Origin of the sequence: Xenorhabdus anantnagensis (assembly GCF_028598555.1) — a bacterium.
In the GTDB taxonomy this organism is placed as follows: Bacteria; Pseudomonadota; Gammaproteobacteria; order Enterobacterales; family Enterobacteriaceae; genus Xenorhabdus; species Xenorhabdus anantnagensis.
Map to the genome: position 1 here is coordinate 1 of NZ_JAQRFN010000009.1, position 16,518 is coordinate 16,518.

The window sequence follows — 16,518 nt, forward strand, 5'->3', positions numbered from 1 at the left end:
GTCTGTAGAAAAATTGATATTTTATGTCATGCACCTCAGTTAGCGATTCAATGGCATCCATACATATATCATCGTTAACTGAGGGGTGAAGTCATGTGCTTTTATGCTTCAGTGGCATTATCACGCTTCAAGGTCAGCATAAAGCCTTTGCTACGGGTTTGGTTGGCTTCTTCACGTTTTTGCAATCTGTCCAATGCATCGGCAAGCCATGCATAATCATGGGCATCCGGTCGCTGCACAAGAGCGGCTTTAAATGCCGACTCAGCGTTCGCCCACTCACCATGGCGCAAGGCAACCTGTCCCAGTGTACTATTGAGCAATGGAGTTGCACCATGTTGCTTTAATAGCTGAGAGAGCATTTTTTGTATGGCTTCATAATCGCTTGTCTGAAGATGTGGAATTAATAGCAGGAAACGTTCGTCGTACTGCTGTTTTAATCCATTTAAAATGATTTGCTGAGCAGTCTCGTGATCATCACATTCAATCAAATGCTCGGCCATTGCGACTTGCAGCACAATATCATTGCGAATCCTGCGGCTTTGATCTTTCCACCATACTTTCAGCCCAGTGTCACCTTTCTCTGCTATAACCTGATTCATTAATCCGATATAGGCTTGCTGGCGCAATTTAAGGATTTCTTCTTCATTGTGCAGATTAACTTTCAGCATAGAAGGCAAGATATCAATCAGAGATTGATAATTACCTGAAAGAGAATAAGCCTGTTCAGCCAATCGCAACACTTCAGGGTGACGAGGAGCATGATCCAGTAATTTATCTACGCCCTCGCGTGCGGCATAAATTTCACCTTGAGCTAATTGGATACGGACGCGGGTAATATCAACGGGTAGCTGGTCTTTATCAGCAACTTCCGCCGCTTGTTCAATATATTGGCTAGTGTGAAAATAATCACCGCGTCGCTGAGCGGCTTCGGCTGCCAGCAAATAGTTTACGACAGGATATTCTGCATGGTTTGCGTTGCGGGTCATCAAACGCTCAACTTGCTTGAAATCCCCTTCGGCGAGTTTCAGCAACGCTTGCTTAGTCTGTGAACGAGCACGATTGCGTTTATATCCCCCAAAGATCCAGCTGTGGGTGGACGTGCTGGTGCGCTTTAACCGACGATAACACCAACCGATGAAAATCAGCAGGAATTGCAGTAGCAGGAAGATGATCACCAGCCCGGTGATGCTGGTGGTGATATTGTTTTTATCCGTCTGGATCAAAACATACCCTTGATGGCCGGACATCAAGGGGCCAAGTACGATCCCGACAATAAGGACAATGAACAGCAATAATACTTTTAGCATGTTCAGATCTCCTCAGCGGATGTTTTTGCCTGATCGGCTGTGTCTGTTGTTGACAGTGATTGAGCTTCAGGCTGTGTTTCTGGTTGGGCACCAGTTTGGGATTGCTTAGAATTAGATGACTGCGCGGAATGCGGTAAATTGTAGATACGCTTACGTACTAGCTCTGCCAATATTGGCTGGCTGCTCAGTTGTTCAGGTACATCAATCGAAAGCGGTCTCTTTTTCAGTGAATCAACATTTTCTAAAAAGTTTTCTGCATCCGGATTGGAGGTATCAAAATAGGCCTTCACCCAAGATTGAACATCTTCTAATGCGCCCTGATAAATTTTAACCTGATGGCGCGGAACCGCCTGCGCAGCAATCAACAGTTTTGAGCGAATGTTCTCGCGGAGGTAAACGCCCTGATTGGGTGCCAACAGCGGCTCTTTGCTGTTATCACGCGGGGTAATGGTAATGAAATTATCCATAAAACTGTGCCAGCTATTGCTTAGGTTTTGACGCCAATCAGAGAGCGAAGCCGTGATTTCATGACTGTTTGCCTTCTTCGATGTGGCTTGTTCTACTTTATTGGCGAGGTGCAAGTTATCGATTTGATTTGATAGCTGATTCAGCATCAAGATAATGCCATCTAAATCAATTTGTTTGATTTTGGTCAGAGAATCAATATCAGTCATGATAGCTTCACGGGCATAGCGCAGACTGGGATCATCCATTTCAGCGAGATTCTGATCAGCATCTTTCAGCAAGGCGATGGCAGTGGTGATATCCTGTTCACTCCATACTTTGCGGCCAGCCATCTTAACGAGAGAGCTTGCCTGTGCCAGTCGCCAGTTTTCGATATCAGTATTTGAAAACGCTGAAATACGGTTTTGAAGATCAGATATGCGGTTATCCAGCAATTGGCCTTGTGAGCTGGCTTGTTGTAAGGAAGCCCCCATATTTTGGAGTTTGGCATCAAGGCTTTGTTTATCGGCAGATTGCTGTTGTGTCAGAGAGGTAACTTCTTGTTGAAGCGCGAGATTTTTAGCCCTTAATTCCGCATTTTGCTGTTGGCCATGATAATAAAGATAAAGAACACCAACACCTATCGCCAGCGAAATGGCAATTGAGAGTGTATTGCCCACCCATCCATAACTCTTGGGCTTATGGGGAGGCGTTGCAGGCTGCTGAGGGTGTTTCGTCTCAACAGCATCAGTGGATTGCTTTTGTTCCGTCATAATGGACATCCCATATTAATTTATTCCAGCGCCTGGATTAAGGCGTCATTATCTGCACTCTTAGCGACTTTTATTGCTTGCCAGCCCAATGTCTGGGCGATATTAGCAAGGCGCTCGCTGACCACAATCAGGTCGCAACCTAATAACCACGCTTTTCCATCGCTATGAGTTACTAAGTTATATAACAGTTGCAGCATTTCGCCACTTGTTACAACGATGGTTTTTATATCACATTGTTGCCAGTGACGGCTGAAATCGGCTGCATCATATTTGACTGGCTGGCGTGAATAACATTCACAGTAATCTACTTCACCTCTCCGAATCCTTAATGTCGAGGCAATTATTTCGCGGCCACCGTTGCCGCGGAGCAATAAAATCTTTTTATTGCTCATTTTCTGTAACGTGGAGAGTTGCAGTAGATCTTCACTGGTTTCACCTTGCTCTGGGCAGAGAATTTCCAGCCCTGTGTATTGGTGAAACATCAGGGAAGTTGATTTACCGATACCATAATAAGATAGCTGATCAGGCCATAACTGGCCTTCTTGAGTAAGCTGCTTATTCGCATAATGGACGGCATTTTTTGATAATAGAAAAACCAGATCTCCCGCAGATAGCCGTTGCAGTTTTTGTGACAGTAATGGCAAACCTGCCCCCGGGTGAATTTCGATGAGAGGGGCGCTGAAGGCTGATTTTCCAATATCTCGCAGCCGCTTGACCAATTCCTCTCCTGCGGGGGCAGGGCGGGTGATCAAAATGCTCATTCCGGTGAATTCCTCTGGTATACGCTAGCCAGAATCTGGCGTGCGCCTTTCTCCAATAACTCTTCCGCCAATGCAATACCAGCTTGGCGGGCTTCTTTTGGTGATACCACTCTTTCACCACGCACAATCACCGTGCCATCAGGAGCGCCGACCAGTGCACGTAGCCAAATGTTGTCTTCCTGCCAGATGGCATAACTGCCAATCGGTACCTGACAGCCTCCTTCAAGACGGGTATTCATGGCTCGTTCTGCGAGAACGCAGACTTCTGTTCTTGCATGGTTCAAGGGGGACAGCAGCTCACGGGTTTGATAATCGTCGAGCCGACACTCAATACCTACCGCCCCTTGACCGACGGCTGGCAGCAATAATTCTGGTTCTAATGGCATACGAATGCGTTCTTCCAGCCCAAGCCGTTTCAGGCCAGCAGTTGCAAGAATAATGGCATCATAATCGCCGTTATCGAGCTTGCTCAGACGGGTACCAACATTCCCGCGCAAGTCACGAACCACAAGATCGGGATGTAGCTGACGGATTTGGCATTGGCGGCGTAAACTGGATGTACCAACAACACTGCCAGCGGGTAGGTCATTGAGCGAGGCGTATTCTACTGAAACAAAAGCGTCCCGTGGATCATCCCGTTCGCAGATTGTGACCAACCCCAAACCATCAGGAAATTCGACGGGAACATCTTTCATGGAGTGGACGGCGATATCAGCCCGCTTTTCCAGCAGAGCCAGCTCCAATTCCTTCACAAATAGCCCCTTTCCTCCCACCTTTGCCAATGGCGTATCAAGGATAATATCGCCGCGTGTAACCATTGGAACCAGCTCTACTTGCAGGTCTGGATGAAAGTGTTTCAGTTGTTTTTGAACATATTGCGCTTGCCACATAGCCAACGGGCTTTGGCGGGTAGCGATGCGAATGATTTTCATTGTCATGGATAAGTATATTGGATAGTCGTATTAACTAATGGTTTTTAACCCATTCCCTTTCAATTTGTTGCTTTGATTGCCTACTAGGCAATTTGACGTTGATTGGGAGTCATAGCTTTTAGCTACTGGTTAGTTACCAATTAGCGAGAAATGGTGTCAGTTTTAACATTTCAATGATTTTTTTTCCAGTTACGAAAAAACCAGAAAAAATCGAAATAGTATATGGATATACAGGTTATAAGATAAAAATAATTTTTAAATATTAAAATAATATTTTATTTGAATGGAGAAAATAAACAAATAGATTGATTTAAAAGCAAATTGACATTTATGTTTAGACTACTGATAAAAAGTAGTGAAAATATTTAACAATAATAAAATATGACTAGATTGAAATAATTATGGGAGGCTGATGTATTTTCGATTCTTTACATCTACGATATGAAAAATAATCAACTATAAAAGTGATTCTTAAAAAACATATTATTATGTCTATTTCGTGATTAACTTAATATTTTACAAAGAGTTAAATGTGATTTGGCTATTGCATGGCAAGGAAAAAAATGTTAATGCGTACTTTACGCTTTGACTGCAAGGTGTTAGATTGATCACGTTTCCGACAATAAGTTTGTAAAAATTATTTTAAATAATCTTGTAATACCACGCATGATCGGAAACAGGGGACTACTTTAGGCACTGGAACTGATATCAGGCGAAACTCTTGTATCTCTATATTGAAACGCTGAAGCAGCGACTGGATGCAATTAACCAACTTAGATTAGAACGCGCCACCAGCTTAATGGGAGACGCTTTCAAGCAAGTTTATAGTTTAATTCCAGTATTATTACATCATAATCATCCAATGATGCCGGGCTATATCAAAAATGGTGTTCCTCATGGCGTTTGCTTTTTTATGCCTGATGAATCACAACAGTTTTGGATTAATGCACTGGGCAGTCAGCTTATTGATGTCTTGCCAGATATATCCTCACATATCCCCAATGGTGAATTGCCGATTACGGGGATTTACTCCATGGGTAGTACCTCTTCTATAGGGCAAAGTTGTTCTTCTGACGTAGATGTCTGGGTTTGTCATCAATCTTGGTTGGATAGCGATGAGAAAGCCTTGCTGGAACAAAAATGTGCCTTGATAGAAGGGTGGGCGTCCTCGCTGGGAATTGAGGTGACTTTTTTTCTGATTGATGAAAACCGTTTTCGACATAATGCCTGTGGCAGTTTGAATGGTGAAGACTGTGGTTCTACCCAACATATCCTTCTGCTTGATGAATTTTATCGCACAGCGGTCTGCATGGCGGGTAAACGCTTGCTATGGGCAATGGTTCCAGTGGAAGAGGAAGCGCATTATGATGAATATGTCCTTTCTCTCTATGCCCAAGGGGTATTGACGCCAAATGAATGGTTGGATTTGGGCGGCTTGGGTGAATTGTCCGCAGAAGAATATTTTGGGGCGAGTCTCTGGCAGCTTTACAAGAGCGTGGACTCTCCTTATAAGGCAGTATTGAAAAGCCTGCTGTTGGAAGCTTATTCATGGGAATATCCCAATGGAAAACTTCTGGCGATGGAAATGAAGCAATATTTTCATGACGGCTCGATTGTTTCCTTTGGCCTTGATGCCTATAGCATGATGCTGGAGCGTGTAACTCGTTATCTTACTGCCACGAACGATCTTACGCGCCTTGATTTGGCGCGTCGTTGTTTTTACCTGAAGGTATGCGAAAAATTACTGGAAAGCCAAGATGACAAAGGCTGTATAGGCTGGCGTCGTCAGGTTATATCCCAGTTGGTGCGTGAATGGGGCTGGGATAAGAGTAAACTGGCCATGCTGGATAATCGTAACTCATGGAAAATTGAGCAGGTGCGTGATGCTCATAATGAATTGCTTGATACCATGATGCAAAGTTATCGCAATCTAATCCGCTTTGCCCGCCGTAATAATTTAAGTGTGAGTGCCAGTCCGCAAGATATTGGTGTATTAACCCGTAAATTGTATGCAGCTTTTGAAGCATTGCCCGGTAAAGTGACTCTGGTGAATCCTCAGATATCACCTGATTTGTCAGAAAAGGATCTGACCTTCATTTATGTTCCTCCGGGGCGGGTAAACCGCAGTGGCTGGTATCTTTACAACCATGCCCCAACGATCGAATCAATCGTTGGTCACCAACCATTGGAATACAATCGTTATCTGAATAAATTAGTTTCCTGGACTTATTTCAATGGCCTGCTGACCAAAGAAACCCGGCTTCATATGCATCACGGGAGATCTCAGTGTGACAGGCAGAAACTGTGTGATTTGATGGATGACATTGCTACTCATTTCCCGATCCGCTTATCTGCACCCACACCAAAAGCGTTATACAGCCCTTGTGAAATCCGTCACTTGGCGATCATTGTTAATTTAGAGCAAGATCCAACAACTGCATTTTCCAATCAAGTTGTGCATTTTGATTTAAGAAACCTGAATGTTTTCAGTTTTGGTGAGTCGCAGCAATGTCTGGTAGGTAGCATCGATTTGCTTTATCGCAATTCATGGAATGAAGTGAGAACCTTACATTTCAGTGGGGAACAGTCGGTACTGGAAGCATTGAAGACCATATTGGGTAAAATGCATCAAGATGCAGCGCCGCCATCTGACGTTGAAGTATTTTGTTATAGCGAACATTTGCGTGGGTTGATTTGTACACGTATCCAGCAATTAGTGTCGGAATGTATAGAGTTGCGCCTGTCCAGCAACCGACAAGATCCAAATCGTTTCAAAGCGTTACGAATTTCAGGGCAAACATGGGGGCTATTCTTCGAGCGGCTCAATGTTTCGGTGCAAAAATTGGAAAACGCAGTGGAATTCTATGGTGCGATTTCCAATACCAAATTGCATGGTTTGCCTGTCAAAATTGATAACAAAGAAAAGCACTTACCGCCTGTAATAGACGGCTTTGCCTGTGAAGGAATGATTCAGTTTTTTTTCGAGGATATCGAAGAGGAACAAGGATTCAATATTTATATTCTTGATGAATCGAACCGGGTGGAAATTTATTCTCATTGTGAAGGCAGCAAAGAAGAATTAGTGCGAGATATCAGCCGATTTTATTCATCATCGCATGATCGTTTTACTTATGGCTCCAGTTTTATCAACTTCAACCTGCCGCAGTTCTATCAAATCGTTAAGAAAGGCGAGCGCACCCATGTTACTCCATTTATAGATGGAGTGTTCCCATTGGATAATCTAGAAACGAATGATGTCAGGCTTGATGTTGATGGGCAATTTGTTGATGGACAATTAAATGAAACATGCGGGGCGCATACGTCTTATCGCTCGCTGTATCATTATTGATAAACGTGATTGTATCCAACACATTAACTTAAGCGCCTATTTTATCAGGCGCTCAGGCCACGAAGGCTGGAATCCAACAAAATTAATTGAAAATAATTGATAATTGTGTTGCAAGCCACTATTTTGATGACTAACAATTGCAATTTATTAACGGTCTATAATTTCAATGAGTTATAAAAACATATGGTAGCCTGTTACCAAAGATATCAATAAAAATCCCAACTTATGAAACTTCAAAATTAGTTAAATTTATTGTAGAGTTAAAAGGAGAAATGTTTCAACAAAGGATTGGTAAATGATCTTCCTCTTATTAAGGCTAATTGACATTATTGTTTTTTTTCCATTATTTGCGATGGTTAGTTATTTTTTTATCTTAGACAAAAACCTGAAAAAAACGCTAATATTATCGTTATTGGCTTCTATTATTTTCTTTTTAGTTCATGTCTTTTTTCCAACACTACTTATCTATTCATTAAACTTTTTTGGTATTAGATGAATTAGACGGTATATGCAATGCACGACCGCTAGGTAGGATGTCCATTGTTTTTTATCAATCAGTGGATTTATTTTATTTTCCCCTCTTCAACTATATATTCCCAGCACTTTCAGCGCCTATTTTATTAGGCGCTTATTTCTACTGGGTAATTGTTTTTATAAGGTGTGTGAAAGATATTCACGAAAGTTGGAATGGTTCACCGCTCTGTTCAGTCATGGCTTGTGCCAGCATGGAAAGAAAATCATTACCACTACGGTCACAAATCCACTGGCTATCCCGATAATCAAAATGGTAACCACCACTTTTGGTTGCCAGCCATATCTGATGGAAAGGCTCTTGGCGGTTGATAATGATTTTGCTGCCGTTTTCAAAACTCAGCGTCATCACCCCACCGTTTGTTTCATAGTCAATATCCGAATCCCCATCGTAATTATCCAGTTGCTCTTCAAGATGAAGCATCAATTGATCGGCCAATTGATGAAATTCGCTATCGTTCATGTTTATTTTCCTATTTGCTTTTCAGGGCCTAGCTGCGATTATAGAGAGTATTGGCGCATGAATCACAGGCATTAATATGATGAAAAAACAACTCCATTGGTCACTGGCTATCATAACATTACTTTCTCTGGCAGGTTGTGGCTTGAAAGGACCTCTCTATTTTCCCCCTGTGGAAACATCTGCGACACAGGCACCTATGCACAAAGCGGATAAGGCGCAGCCAGAAAAATTGTCAAAAAACAGTTTATTAAAAGACAATATATCAATGGATGCATGATAGTGATTCGGTAATATGATTTCTCTTGGAGTCGTATATGCAGTTCTCCAAAATGCATGGTCTTGGCAATGACTTTATGGTTGTTGATGCAGTGACCCAAAATGTTTATTTTTCTCCGGAGTTAATTTGCCGTCTGGCTAACCGGAATACTGGGGTGGGTTTTGATCAACTCTTGATTGTTGAAGCGCCCTATGATCCTGACTTAGACTTTCACTACCGCATTTTTAATTCTGATGGCAGTGAAGTTTCTCAGTGTGGCAATGGAGCGCGTTGCTTTGCCCGTTTTGTCCGCCTCAAGGGGCTGACTAATAAACGTGATATCAAGGTCAGTACGCAGGCCGGTCGGATGGTATTGAGCATCACAAATGATGATCAAGTTTGTGTGAACATGGGAGAGCCGGACTTTGAGCCGCAGCGGGTTCCCTTTCGTGCCAATAAGGCTGAGAAAACCTACATTATCCGTGCCATCGAACGTACGGTGCTTTGTGGCGTTGTGTCGATGGGAAACCCTCACTGTGTCATACAGGTTGAAGATGTAGACACTGCCGAAGTGGAAGTATTGGGACCAGTGCTGGAAGGCCATGAACGTTTTCCTGAACGGGCTAATATTGGTTTCATGCAAATCATCAATCGGGAACATATTCGATTGCGTGTCTTTGAGCGTGGTGCAGGTGAGACACGGGCCTGTGGCAGTGGCGCATGTGCCGCAGTAGCCGTTGGTATTCAGCAGAATCTGCTGGATAAGCAGGTTCGGGTTGATCTTCCGGGGGGGACATTGCAAATTCGCTGGGATGGATCGGGCAAACCACTTTTTATGACTGGGCCTGCAAGCCACGTTTATGATGGTACGATTCATTTGTGATGGATTCTGTGTTTACTGAGTCACTCTTGAAAATATGGGGCATTGGAAAATGGATAAAAAAAACGATCCATTGCACATCGAAAACAGATTGAATGACCAAGCGGTAGTGGATTATTTGTTGAATAATCCAGATTTTTTTATCCGTAATGCCAATATGGTCGATAAGATCAGGGTTCCCCATCCGGTGCGGGAATGTGTCTCCTTGATGGAATGGCATATGAACCGCCAGAGGAATCGCATCTGTTATTTGGAAGATGATCTGAACCATTTGGTTGAGCAGGCGAAACAGAATGAAGTGCTGTTCAGCAGCTTATTGCAATTGCTGTCAGATCTTTCTGGTGCCAAGAGTTTGCAGAGCTTTCTTTCCTGCCTGAGTTCATGGTCAAAAACACTGGGGTTGAGTAACAGTTATATTCGGTTGTTCAGTGATAAATGGCATCTTGGCGCACCACTGAATTCGCCGGAGCTGGCTATTTCCCGTTATGCTTTTGAATCCGTCCGCATTAAGCGATTTGGTGAAAAGAATCATTATCTTGGTCGATTGCACGGCCCAGAGATTTTATTGTTGATGCCACAGGCACGCCATGTTGGTTCAGTGGCGATTTCCCTTTTAGGATCGCAGGGGGATTTGGGCATGGTGATTTTCAATAGCCATGATAAACAGCACTATCACGAAGACATGGGAACTAACATTCTCGACCAGTTAGCTAAGCTGTTGCCGGGCTTATTGTCCCGTTGGATTGAACGCGCATGACTCAGCCGATTGATTTACTGCTAGCGCCTGTGGAAGACTTTTTACACTATTTGCGGGTTGAGCGGCGTTTAAGCCCCGTCACGATCACGAACTATCGACGCCATTTGGCGGTGTTGGCGAAAATGTCACTGGAGATGGAAATACGTGAGTGGCAGGAACTAGATCCTGCGAAAGTCAGAATGTTTGCCTCCCGGAGTCGTCGCGCTGGGTTGCAGTCCGCCAGCCTTGCCCTGCGCCTCTCTTCTTTGCGTAGCTTTCTTGACTGGATGGTGATGCAGAAGAAATTGGCTGCCAATCCTGCTAAAACAGTCAGTGCTCCCCGTAAAAAACGCCACTTACCTAAAAATATGGATGTGGACGAAGTTAGCCAGCTGCTCAATATTAATTTGAATGACCCTCTGTCAGTGCGCGACAGAACCATGCTGGAAGTCATGTATGGAGCGGGTTTGCGTTTATCTGAGCTGGTGGGCCTTGATTGTCGCCACTTGGATTTGGAGGGGGGGGAAGTCTGGGTACATGGTAAGGGCAGCAAAGAGCGCAAAGTACCGTTTGGTCGCATGGCTCAGGAATGGCTCCGGCGTTGGCTGGAAATGCGGGAATTGTTTGAGCCGGAAAATGATGCGGTTTTCATTTCCAGCAAGAGCGGGAAACGTATCTCTGCCCGTAACGTACAGAAACGATTTGAACAGTGGGGGATTCGACAAGGCGTTAACAGCCACATCAATCCCCATAAATTGCGTCACTCTTTTGCCACACATATTCTTGAGTCCAGCGGTGATCTGCGTGCAGTGCAGGAATTACTTGGTCATGCGAATCTGTCGACGACTCAGATCTATACCCATTTGGATTTTCAACATTTGACCAAAGTCTATGATGTGGCCCACCCCAGAGCTAAACGAGGGAAATCATAATGCGTTTTTATCGGCCTCTCGCGCCGTTTGCTGCGATGACATTCGATCTGGATGATACGCTTTACGATAATTATCCTGTAATCGATAGAACCGAAAAAGAAGTATTGTGTTTTATCAGGCAGTACGACGCCAGATTCGATCACTTTGGGCATGAAGATCTGCATTTATACCGTCAGACCGTCCTTGAACGGGAGCCGGATATTTACCATGATGTCACATCATGGCGCCGACAGTCCGCAGAACTCATGTTTACCCACCATGGCTTCAATCATGAAGAGACAGTACGTGGCACGGATGAACTTATGTCTTGCTTTACGTACTGGCGTAACCAAATCGCGGTTCCGGAATCTACCCATAAGGCTTTAACCGTATTGGCAGCAAAAATGCCGTTGGTGGCAATTACCAATGGAAACGCTGAACCTGCCGCATGTGGGCTTGCGCCTTATTTTGAGTTTGTCTTGAAAGCTGGCGTTAATGGGCGTTCCAAGCCTTGGCCTGATATGTACCACTTGGCGGCTGAGCGCCTGAATTTGCCTATAAATCAGATCCTGCATGTGGGAGATAACCTGAATACGGATGTAGAAGGGGCACTTTGCAGCGGTATGCAGGCTTGTTGGCTCAACATCGAAAATAAAGACTTGATGCGGGAACCTGAAGGACGTCTGGTGCCACATGTTGAGATTTCTGATTTGGCTTCTTTGATAGCACTGATATAATTTCAGCTTGCAATCTATATAAAAAAACAGCTTTGCTTATTTATCCTACAGAATAGGGGTGTTGTAACGCTGGATTATTACAAGAACCAGTTATTACAAAATCCAGTTATTACAAAACCTGATGATGAATAAAAATAAGTCATTGCTAACAACTGATGGTAATTATGGACGTTTCTTATCTGCTCGAAAGTCTCAATGATAAACAACGCGAAGCGGTCGCGGCATCCCGCAGTAACATGCTGGTGCTGGCTGGTGCTGGCAGTGGTAAAACGCGCGTGCTGGTTCACCGGATCGCTTGGTTACTGTCAGTTGAAAATGCCTCTCCGTTTTCTATCATGGCGGTCACATTTACCAATAAAGCTGCTGCTGAGATGCGGCATCGAATTGAAAACCTGATTGGCACCAGTCAGGGCGGAATGTGGATCGGTACGTTCCACAGCCTTGCACACCGCTTGTTGCGTGCCCATCACCTTGATGCCAATTTACCGCAGGATTTTCAGATCCTTGATAGCGAAGATCAGCACCGTCTTATCAAACGTATCGTTAAGGCGATGAATCTGGATGACAAACAGTGGCCGGCCCGTCAGGGGATGTGGTACATCAATGGCAAAAAAGATGAAGGTTTGCGTCCACAGCACATTGAAAGCTATGGCAATCCGGTAGAAGCGACGTGGCTGAAAATCTATCAGGCCTATCAGGAGGCGTGTGACCGAGCCGGGTTGGTGGATTTTGCCGAATTGTTGCTACGCGCCCATGAACTTTGGCTGAACAAGCCACAGATCCTGCAACATTATCGTGAACGCTTCACTAATATTCTGGTGGATGAATTTCAGGATACTAACAGTATTCAATACGCTTGGATTCGTCTTCTGGCTGGCGAGAGTGGAAAAGTTATCATTGTCGGGGATGATGATCAGTCCATTTATGGCTGGCGTGGCGCTCAGGTAGAAAATATCCAGCGCTTTCTCAAGGACTTTCCGGGAGCGGAGACAATCCGTCTGGAACAGAACTATCGTTCGACCAGTAATATCCTCAAGGCTGCAAATGCCCTGATTGCCCACAACAGTGATCGTTTGGGCAAAAATTTGTGGACAGAAGGGAGTGAAGGAGAGCCGATTTCACTTTACTGCGCCTTCAATGAACTGGATGAATCTCGTTATGTTGTCGGTCGTATCAAGCATTGGCTGGATAATGGCGGCGCACTGAAAGAGTGTGCGATCCTGTATCGCAGCAATGCCCAATCTCGAGTCTTGGAAGAAGCCTTATTGCAGGTTTCCATGCCTTACCGCATTTATGGTGGTCAGCGTTTCTTCGAACGTCAGGAAATCAAAGATGCCTTGTCTTACCTTCGTTTGGTGACAAACCGTCACGATGATGCTGCCTTTGAACGTGTGGTGAATACACCAACACGTGGTATTGGTGACAGAACACTTGATGTTGTGCGCCAAATGGCGCGTGATCAGCAAAAAACCTTGTGGGAAAGTAGCCTGTTATTGATACAAGAAAAAGTGCTGGCTGGTCGTGCGGCATCCGCATTGCAGCGCTTCATTGAACTGATTGAAGCGTTGGAAACGGAAACGCACGAAATGCCATTGCATGTGCAGACCGATCGCATTATCCGTGATTCTGGCCTATGGGCGATGTATCAACAGGAAAAAGGCGAAAAGGCACAGGCGCGTATCGAAAACCTGGAAGAATTAGTCACAGCAACCCGCCAATTCAGCTATCAGGATGAAGACGAAAACCTGTTGCCGTTGCAGGCTTTTCTTTCCCATGCTGCGCTTGAATCAGGAGAAGGTCAGGCGGATGCTTATCAGGATGCCGTGCAATTGATGACACTGCATTCAGCGAAAGGTCTGGAATTCCCGCAAGTCTTTATTGTGGGCATGGAAGAGGGCATGTTTCCGAGTCAGATGTCCATTGAAGAAGGCGGCCGATTGGAAGAAGAGCGCCGCTTGGCCTATGTCGGGGTTACCCGAGCGATGGAAAAACTGACACTGACTTATGCAGAAAGTCGTCGTTTATACGGTAAGGAAGTGAATCACCGTCCATCTCGTTTTATTGGGGAACTACCGACGGAGTGCGTGGCAGAAGTTCGCCTGCGAGCAACGGTATCCCGTCCGGTCAGTCACAAACGGCTGGGCACGCCTATCAGCGCCAACGATAGTGGTTACGCACTTGGACAGCGTGTACGCCATCCCAAATTTGGTGAAGGGACGATTATCAATATAGAAGGCAGTGGGGAGCATTGCCGTTTGCAAATTGCGTTTCAAGATGAAGGAATTAAGTGGCTGGTGGCCGCTTATGCCAGACTCGAAACGGGCCAATAATCCGGTCGAATGTTGACAGGCTTTTTCTTCTGGGCGTAACATTCGCGCCTTACGATAAGCGTAGGGAGTATAAGGAGACTTATGGTACATGCTGAACGCATTTAAATTAGAGAATAATCGCCTGCTCCGTCTTGAACTTGAAGAAGGTGATAAGTTATCTGACTCCATGTGGGTAGATTTAGTTGGTCTGGGGGATAATGATCGCCTCCGTGTCCAGAACGAGCTGGGACAAGTCTTGGCGACCCGCACTGAATTGGATGACATTGAGGCATCGGCACGTTTTTTTGAAGATGAAGATGGTATGCATGTCCATTCATTCTTCTATTTTGAAGATGCCGAAGACCATGCTGGCAACTCGACAGTCGCATTTACCATCCGTGACGGTCGTCTCTACACATTGCGAGAGCGTGAACTCCCTGCATTTCGATTATATCGAATGCGCGCCCGTAACCAGACGATGGTTGACGGGAATGCCTATGAACTGCTGTTGGACTTGTTCGAAACTAAAATCGAACAATTGGCTGATGTCATTGAAAATATCTACAGCGTGCTGGAATCCCTGAGCCGGGTCATTATGGAAGGCAAGCAGGGAGATGAGTTTGATTCTGCTTTATCTAACCTTGCTGAGCAGGAAGATATTGGCTGGAAAGTCCGCTTGTGTTTGATGGATAGTCAACGCGCCTTGAACTTCCTTGTGCGCCGTGCCCGTTTGCCTGCTAATCAATTGGAACAGGCTCGTGAAATCCTGCGGGATATTGAATCCTTGCTGCCGCACAATGAATCCCTGTTTCAGAAAGTAAACTTCTTGATGCAGGCGGCGATGGGCTTTATCAACATTGAACAAAGCCGCATTATCAAAATCTTCTCCGTTGTTTCTGTAGTATTCCTGCCACCGACGTTGGTAGCGTCCAGCTATGGTATGAACTTCAAATTTATGCCGGAATTGGACTGGACATTCGGCTATCCTGCTGCCATTGGATTGATGATCGCAGCGGGTTTGGCTCCTTATCTCTATTTCAAGCGAAAAAACTGGCTGTAGTCATTTCATCAGTTATCAATAAAACCACGCACGACTTAACGGAAAAACTGACCCGATTTATTAATAATGTTTTGGGTCAGTTCAAACGTATGATAGCGACTTATCTCGTTTCAGGGTGTCTGGCTGCTTTACGCAAACGGCGTTGAGTATAAAGCGCATCCAGCGTAAACAGAATCAATGCAGCCCAGATAAAGCCAAAAGTGATCAAACGATCGGGGCCTATTTCCTCGCCATAAACCAGTGTTGCCAGCAAGAACATCAATGTTGGGCCAAGGTATTGGAAAAAGCCCAGCGTGGACAATCGCAAATGCGCGGCTGCTACGGTAAAGAGCAACAGTGGCACAGTTGTAATAATACCGGCAGCAATCAGCATAAGGTTCAAAGAGTACGTATTATCCAGCATATTGCTTGTCGGGCTATGGGTGAAGAACAGCAGGTAAGTCAGAGCGACAGGGAACACCCAGACTGTCTCAATCAACATACCTGTTTGTGCATCCACTCCCAGTTTTTTGCGGATTAACCCATAGACAGCAAATGTCGTCGCTAAATACAAACCAACCACCGGTACAGAGCCAAATTGCCATAGTTGGATCAGTACGCCAGTAAAGGCCAATCCTACTGCAATCCACTGCATACGACGGAAGCGCTCACCAAGAAAAACCATGCCAAACAGTACACTTACCAGAGGGTTAATAAAATACCCCAGACTTGCTTCAAGCAGATGGTTATTATTCACCGCCCAAATATAAGTCAGCCAGTTACTGGTAATCGTGAAAGCCGTGATGCCTAACAGCAGTAGGATTTTAGGTTGGCGGGCGACAGTCCAAACCTGACGCCAGTGACGAGTCACTATCAGCATCAGTACCATAAAGAAAGCTGACCATATAACGCGATGTGACACGATTTCATCGGGTGGCACATATTGTATGGCCTTGAAGTAAATGGGAGCCAAACCCCAAATAAGATAAGCCCCCAAGGCATATAGGATACCTTGGGTCGTATTTTGGTTAGTCATAATATCCTTGGATGTTTAGAGAGTATTCAGAAAAAAATCAGAGGAGCTTGTTAA

14 protein-coding genes are annotated in these 16,518 nt (G+C 44.8%); 8 read left to right on the forward strand and 6 right to left on the reverse strand.

The annotated features are described in order from the left end of the window. Positions 1-101: 101 nt before the first annotated feature. From hemY to hemC, 4 genes are read right to left on the reverse strand one after another with little or no spacing between them, the layout of a single operon-like run. Positions 102-1,307, reverse strand: coding sequence for a protoheme IX biogenesis protein HemY (hemY, locus tag PSI14_RS08580; protein WP_273575522.1), 1,206 nt, complete (start codon positions 1,305-1,307; stop codon positions 102-104). A 2-nt stretch (positions 1,308-1,309) separates the two neighbouring features. Beyond that, complete coding sequence (gene hemX / locus PSI14_RS08585; protein WP_273575523.1) at positions 1,310-2,524, reverse strand: uroporphyrinogen-III C-methyltransferase; 1,215 nt, start codon at positions 2,522-2,524, stop codon at positions 1,310-1,312. Between the two features lie 20 nt (positions 2,525-2,544). Next, on the reverse strand, positions 2,545-3,285 hold the full coding sequence (hemD, locus tag PSI14_RS08590; protein ID WP_273575524.1) for a uroporphyrinogen-III synthase: 741 nt from the start codon (positions 3,283-3,285) through the stop codon (positions 2,545-2,547). Next, a complete protein-coding gene (hemC, locus tag PSI14_RS08595; RefSeq protein WP_273575525.1) occupies positions 3,282-4,223 on the reverse strand; it encodes a hydroxymethylbilane synthase in 942 nt (313 codons plus the stop codon). The genes hemD and hemC overlap by 4 nt, the downstream gene beginning before the upstream one ends. A 715-nt stretch (positions 4,224-4,938) precedes the next feature. On the opposite strand from hemC, the gene PSI14_RS08600 reads away from it, so the two are divergent. Continuing rightward, complete coding sequence (locus tag PSI14_RS08600; RefSeq protein ID WP_273575526.1) at positions 4,939-7,566, forward strand: class I adenylate cyclase; 2,628 nt, start codon at positions 4,939-4,941, stop codon at positions 7,564-7,566. 673 nt (positions 7,567-8,239) lie between these two features. Here the strand turns inward: PSI14_RS08600 and cyaY are convergent. Next, entirely contained in the window at positions 8,240-8,560 is a 321-nt protein-coding gene (cyaY, locus tag PSI14_RS08605; RefSeq protein WP_273575527.1) for an iron donor protein CyaY, read from the reverse strand. 79 nt (positions 8,561-8,639) lie between these two features. On the opposite strand from cyaY, the gene lptM reads away from it, so the two are divergent. From lptM to corA, 7 genes are all read left to right on the forward strand, one after another. Beyond that, positions 8,640-8,837 (forward strand): LPS translocon maturation chaperone LptM, encoded by a 198-nt coding sequence (gene lptM, locus PSI14_RS08610; RefSeq protein WP_273575654.1) that lies wholly within the window; start codon positions 8,640-8,642, stop codon positions 8,835-8,837. Between the two features lie 37 nt (positions 8,838-8,874). Continuing rightward, entirely contained in the window at positions 8,875-9,699 is an 825-nt protein-coding gene (gene dapF / locus PSI14_RS08615; protein ID WP_273575528.1) for a diaminopimelate epimerase, read from the forward strand. Positions 9,700-9,748: 49 nt separating this feature from the next. Continuing rightward, complete coding sequence (locus PSI14_RS08620) at positions 9,749-10,453, forward strand: DUF484 domain-containing protein (RefSeq protein ID WP_273575529.1); 705 nt, start codon at positions 9,749-9,751, stop codon at positions 10,451-10,453. Next, on the forward strand, positions 10,450-11,364 hold the full coding sequence (gene xerC, locus PSI14_RS08625; protein ID WP_273575530.1) for a tyrosine recombinase XerC: 915 nt from the start codon (positions 10,450-10,452) through the stop codon (positions 11,362-11,364). The genes PSI14_RS08620 and xerC overlap by 4 nt, the downstream gene beginning before the upstream one ends. Then, entirely contained in the window at positions 11,364-12,080 is a 717-nt protein-coding gene (yigB, locus tag PSI14_RS08630) for a 5-amino-6-(5-phospho-D-ribitylamino)uracil phosphatase YigB (RefSeq protein WP_273575531.1), read from the forward strand. Before xerC ends, yigB begins: the two co-directional genes overlap by 1 nt. A 164-nt stretch (positions 12,081-12,244) precedes the next feature. Continuing rightward, positions 12,245-14,410, forward strand: a complete 2,166-nt coding sequence (uvrD, locus tag PSI14_RS08635; protein ID WP_273575532.1) for a DNA helicase II — start codon at positions 12,245-12,247, stop codon at positions 14,408-14,410. An 88-nt stretch (positions 14,411-14,498) separates the two neighbouring features. Continuing rightward, positions 14,499-15,449 carry a magnesium/cobalt transporter CorA gene (gene corA, locus PSI14_RS08640; protein WP_273575533.1) on the forward strand — a complete coding sequence of 317 codons (951 nt, stop codon included), beginning with the start codon at positions 14,499-14,501 and terminating at the stop codon, positions 15,447-15,449. Positions 15,450-15,549: 100 nt separating this feature from the next. On the opposite strand, the gene rarD is transcribed toward corA, so the two are convergent. Next, positions 15,550-16,464 carry an EamA family transporter RarD gene (gene rarD / locus PSI14_RS08645; protein ID WP_273575534.1) on the reverse strand — a complete coding sequence of 305 codons (915 nt, stop codon included), beginning with the start codon at positions 16,462-16,464 and terminating at the stop codon, positions 15,550-15,552. Positions 16,465-16,518: the final 54 nt, after the last annotated feature.

Bases quoted from the DNA above. Each gene is read 5' to 3' on its own strand.
- xerC (WP_273575530.1), top strand. From the start codon at position 10,450: ATGACTCAGCCGATTGATTTACTGCTAGCGCCTGTGGAAGACTTTTTA.
- corA (WP_273575533.1), top strand. From the start codon at position 14,499: ATGCTGAACGCATTTAAATTAGAGAATAATCGCCTGCTCCGTCTTGAA.
- rarD (WP_273575534.1), bottom strand. From the start codon at position 16,464: ATGACTAACCAAAATACGACCCAAGGTATCCTATATGCCTTGGGGGCT.
- PSI14_RS08620 (WP_273575529.1), top strand. From the start codon at position 9,749: ATGGATAAAAAAAACGATCCATTGCACATCGAAAACAGATTGAATGAC.
- hemY (WP_273575522.1), bottom strand. From the start codon at position 1,307: ATGCTAAAAGTATTATTGCTGTTCATTGTCCTTATTGTCGGGATCGTA.
- hemX (WP_273575523.1), bottom strand. From the start codon at position 2,524: ATGACGGAACAAAAGCAATCCACTGATGCTGTTGAGACGAAACACCCT.
- cyaY (WP_273575527.1), bottom strand. From the start codon at position 8,560: ATGAACGATAGCGAATTTCATCAATTGGCCGATCAATTGATGCTTCAT.
- uvrD (WP_273575532.1), top strand. From the start codon at position 12,245: ATGGACGTTTCTTATCTGCTCGAAAGTCTCAATGATAAACAACGCGAA.
- yigB (WP_273575531.1), top strand. From the start codon at position 11,364: ATGCGTTTTTATCGGCCTCTCGCGCCGTTTGCTGCGATGACATTCGAT.
- lptM (WP_273575654.1), top strand. From the start codon at position 8,640: ATGAAAAAACAACTCCATTGGTCACTGGCTATCATAACATTACTTTCT.
- dapF (WP_273575528.1), top strand. From the start codon at position 8,875: ATGCAGTTCTCCAAAATGCATGGTCTTGGCAATGACTTTATGGTTGTT.
- hemC (WP_273575525.1), bottom strand. From the start codon at position 4,223: ATGACAATGAAAATCATTCGCATCGCTACCCGCCAAAGCCCGTTGGCT.
- hemD (WP_273575524.1), bottom strand. From the start codon at position 3,285: ATGAGCATTTTGATCACCCGCCCTGCCCCCGCAGGAGAGGAATTGGTC.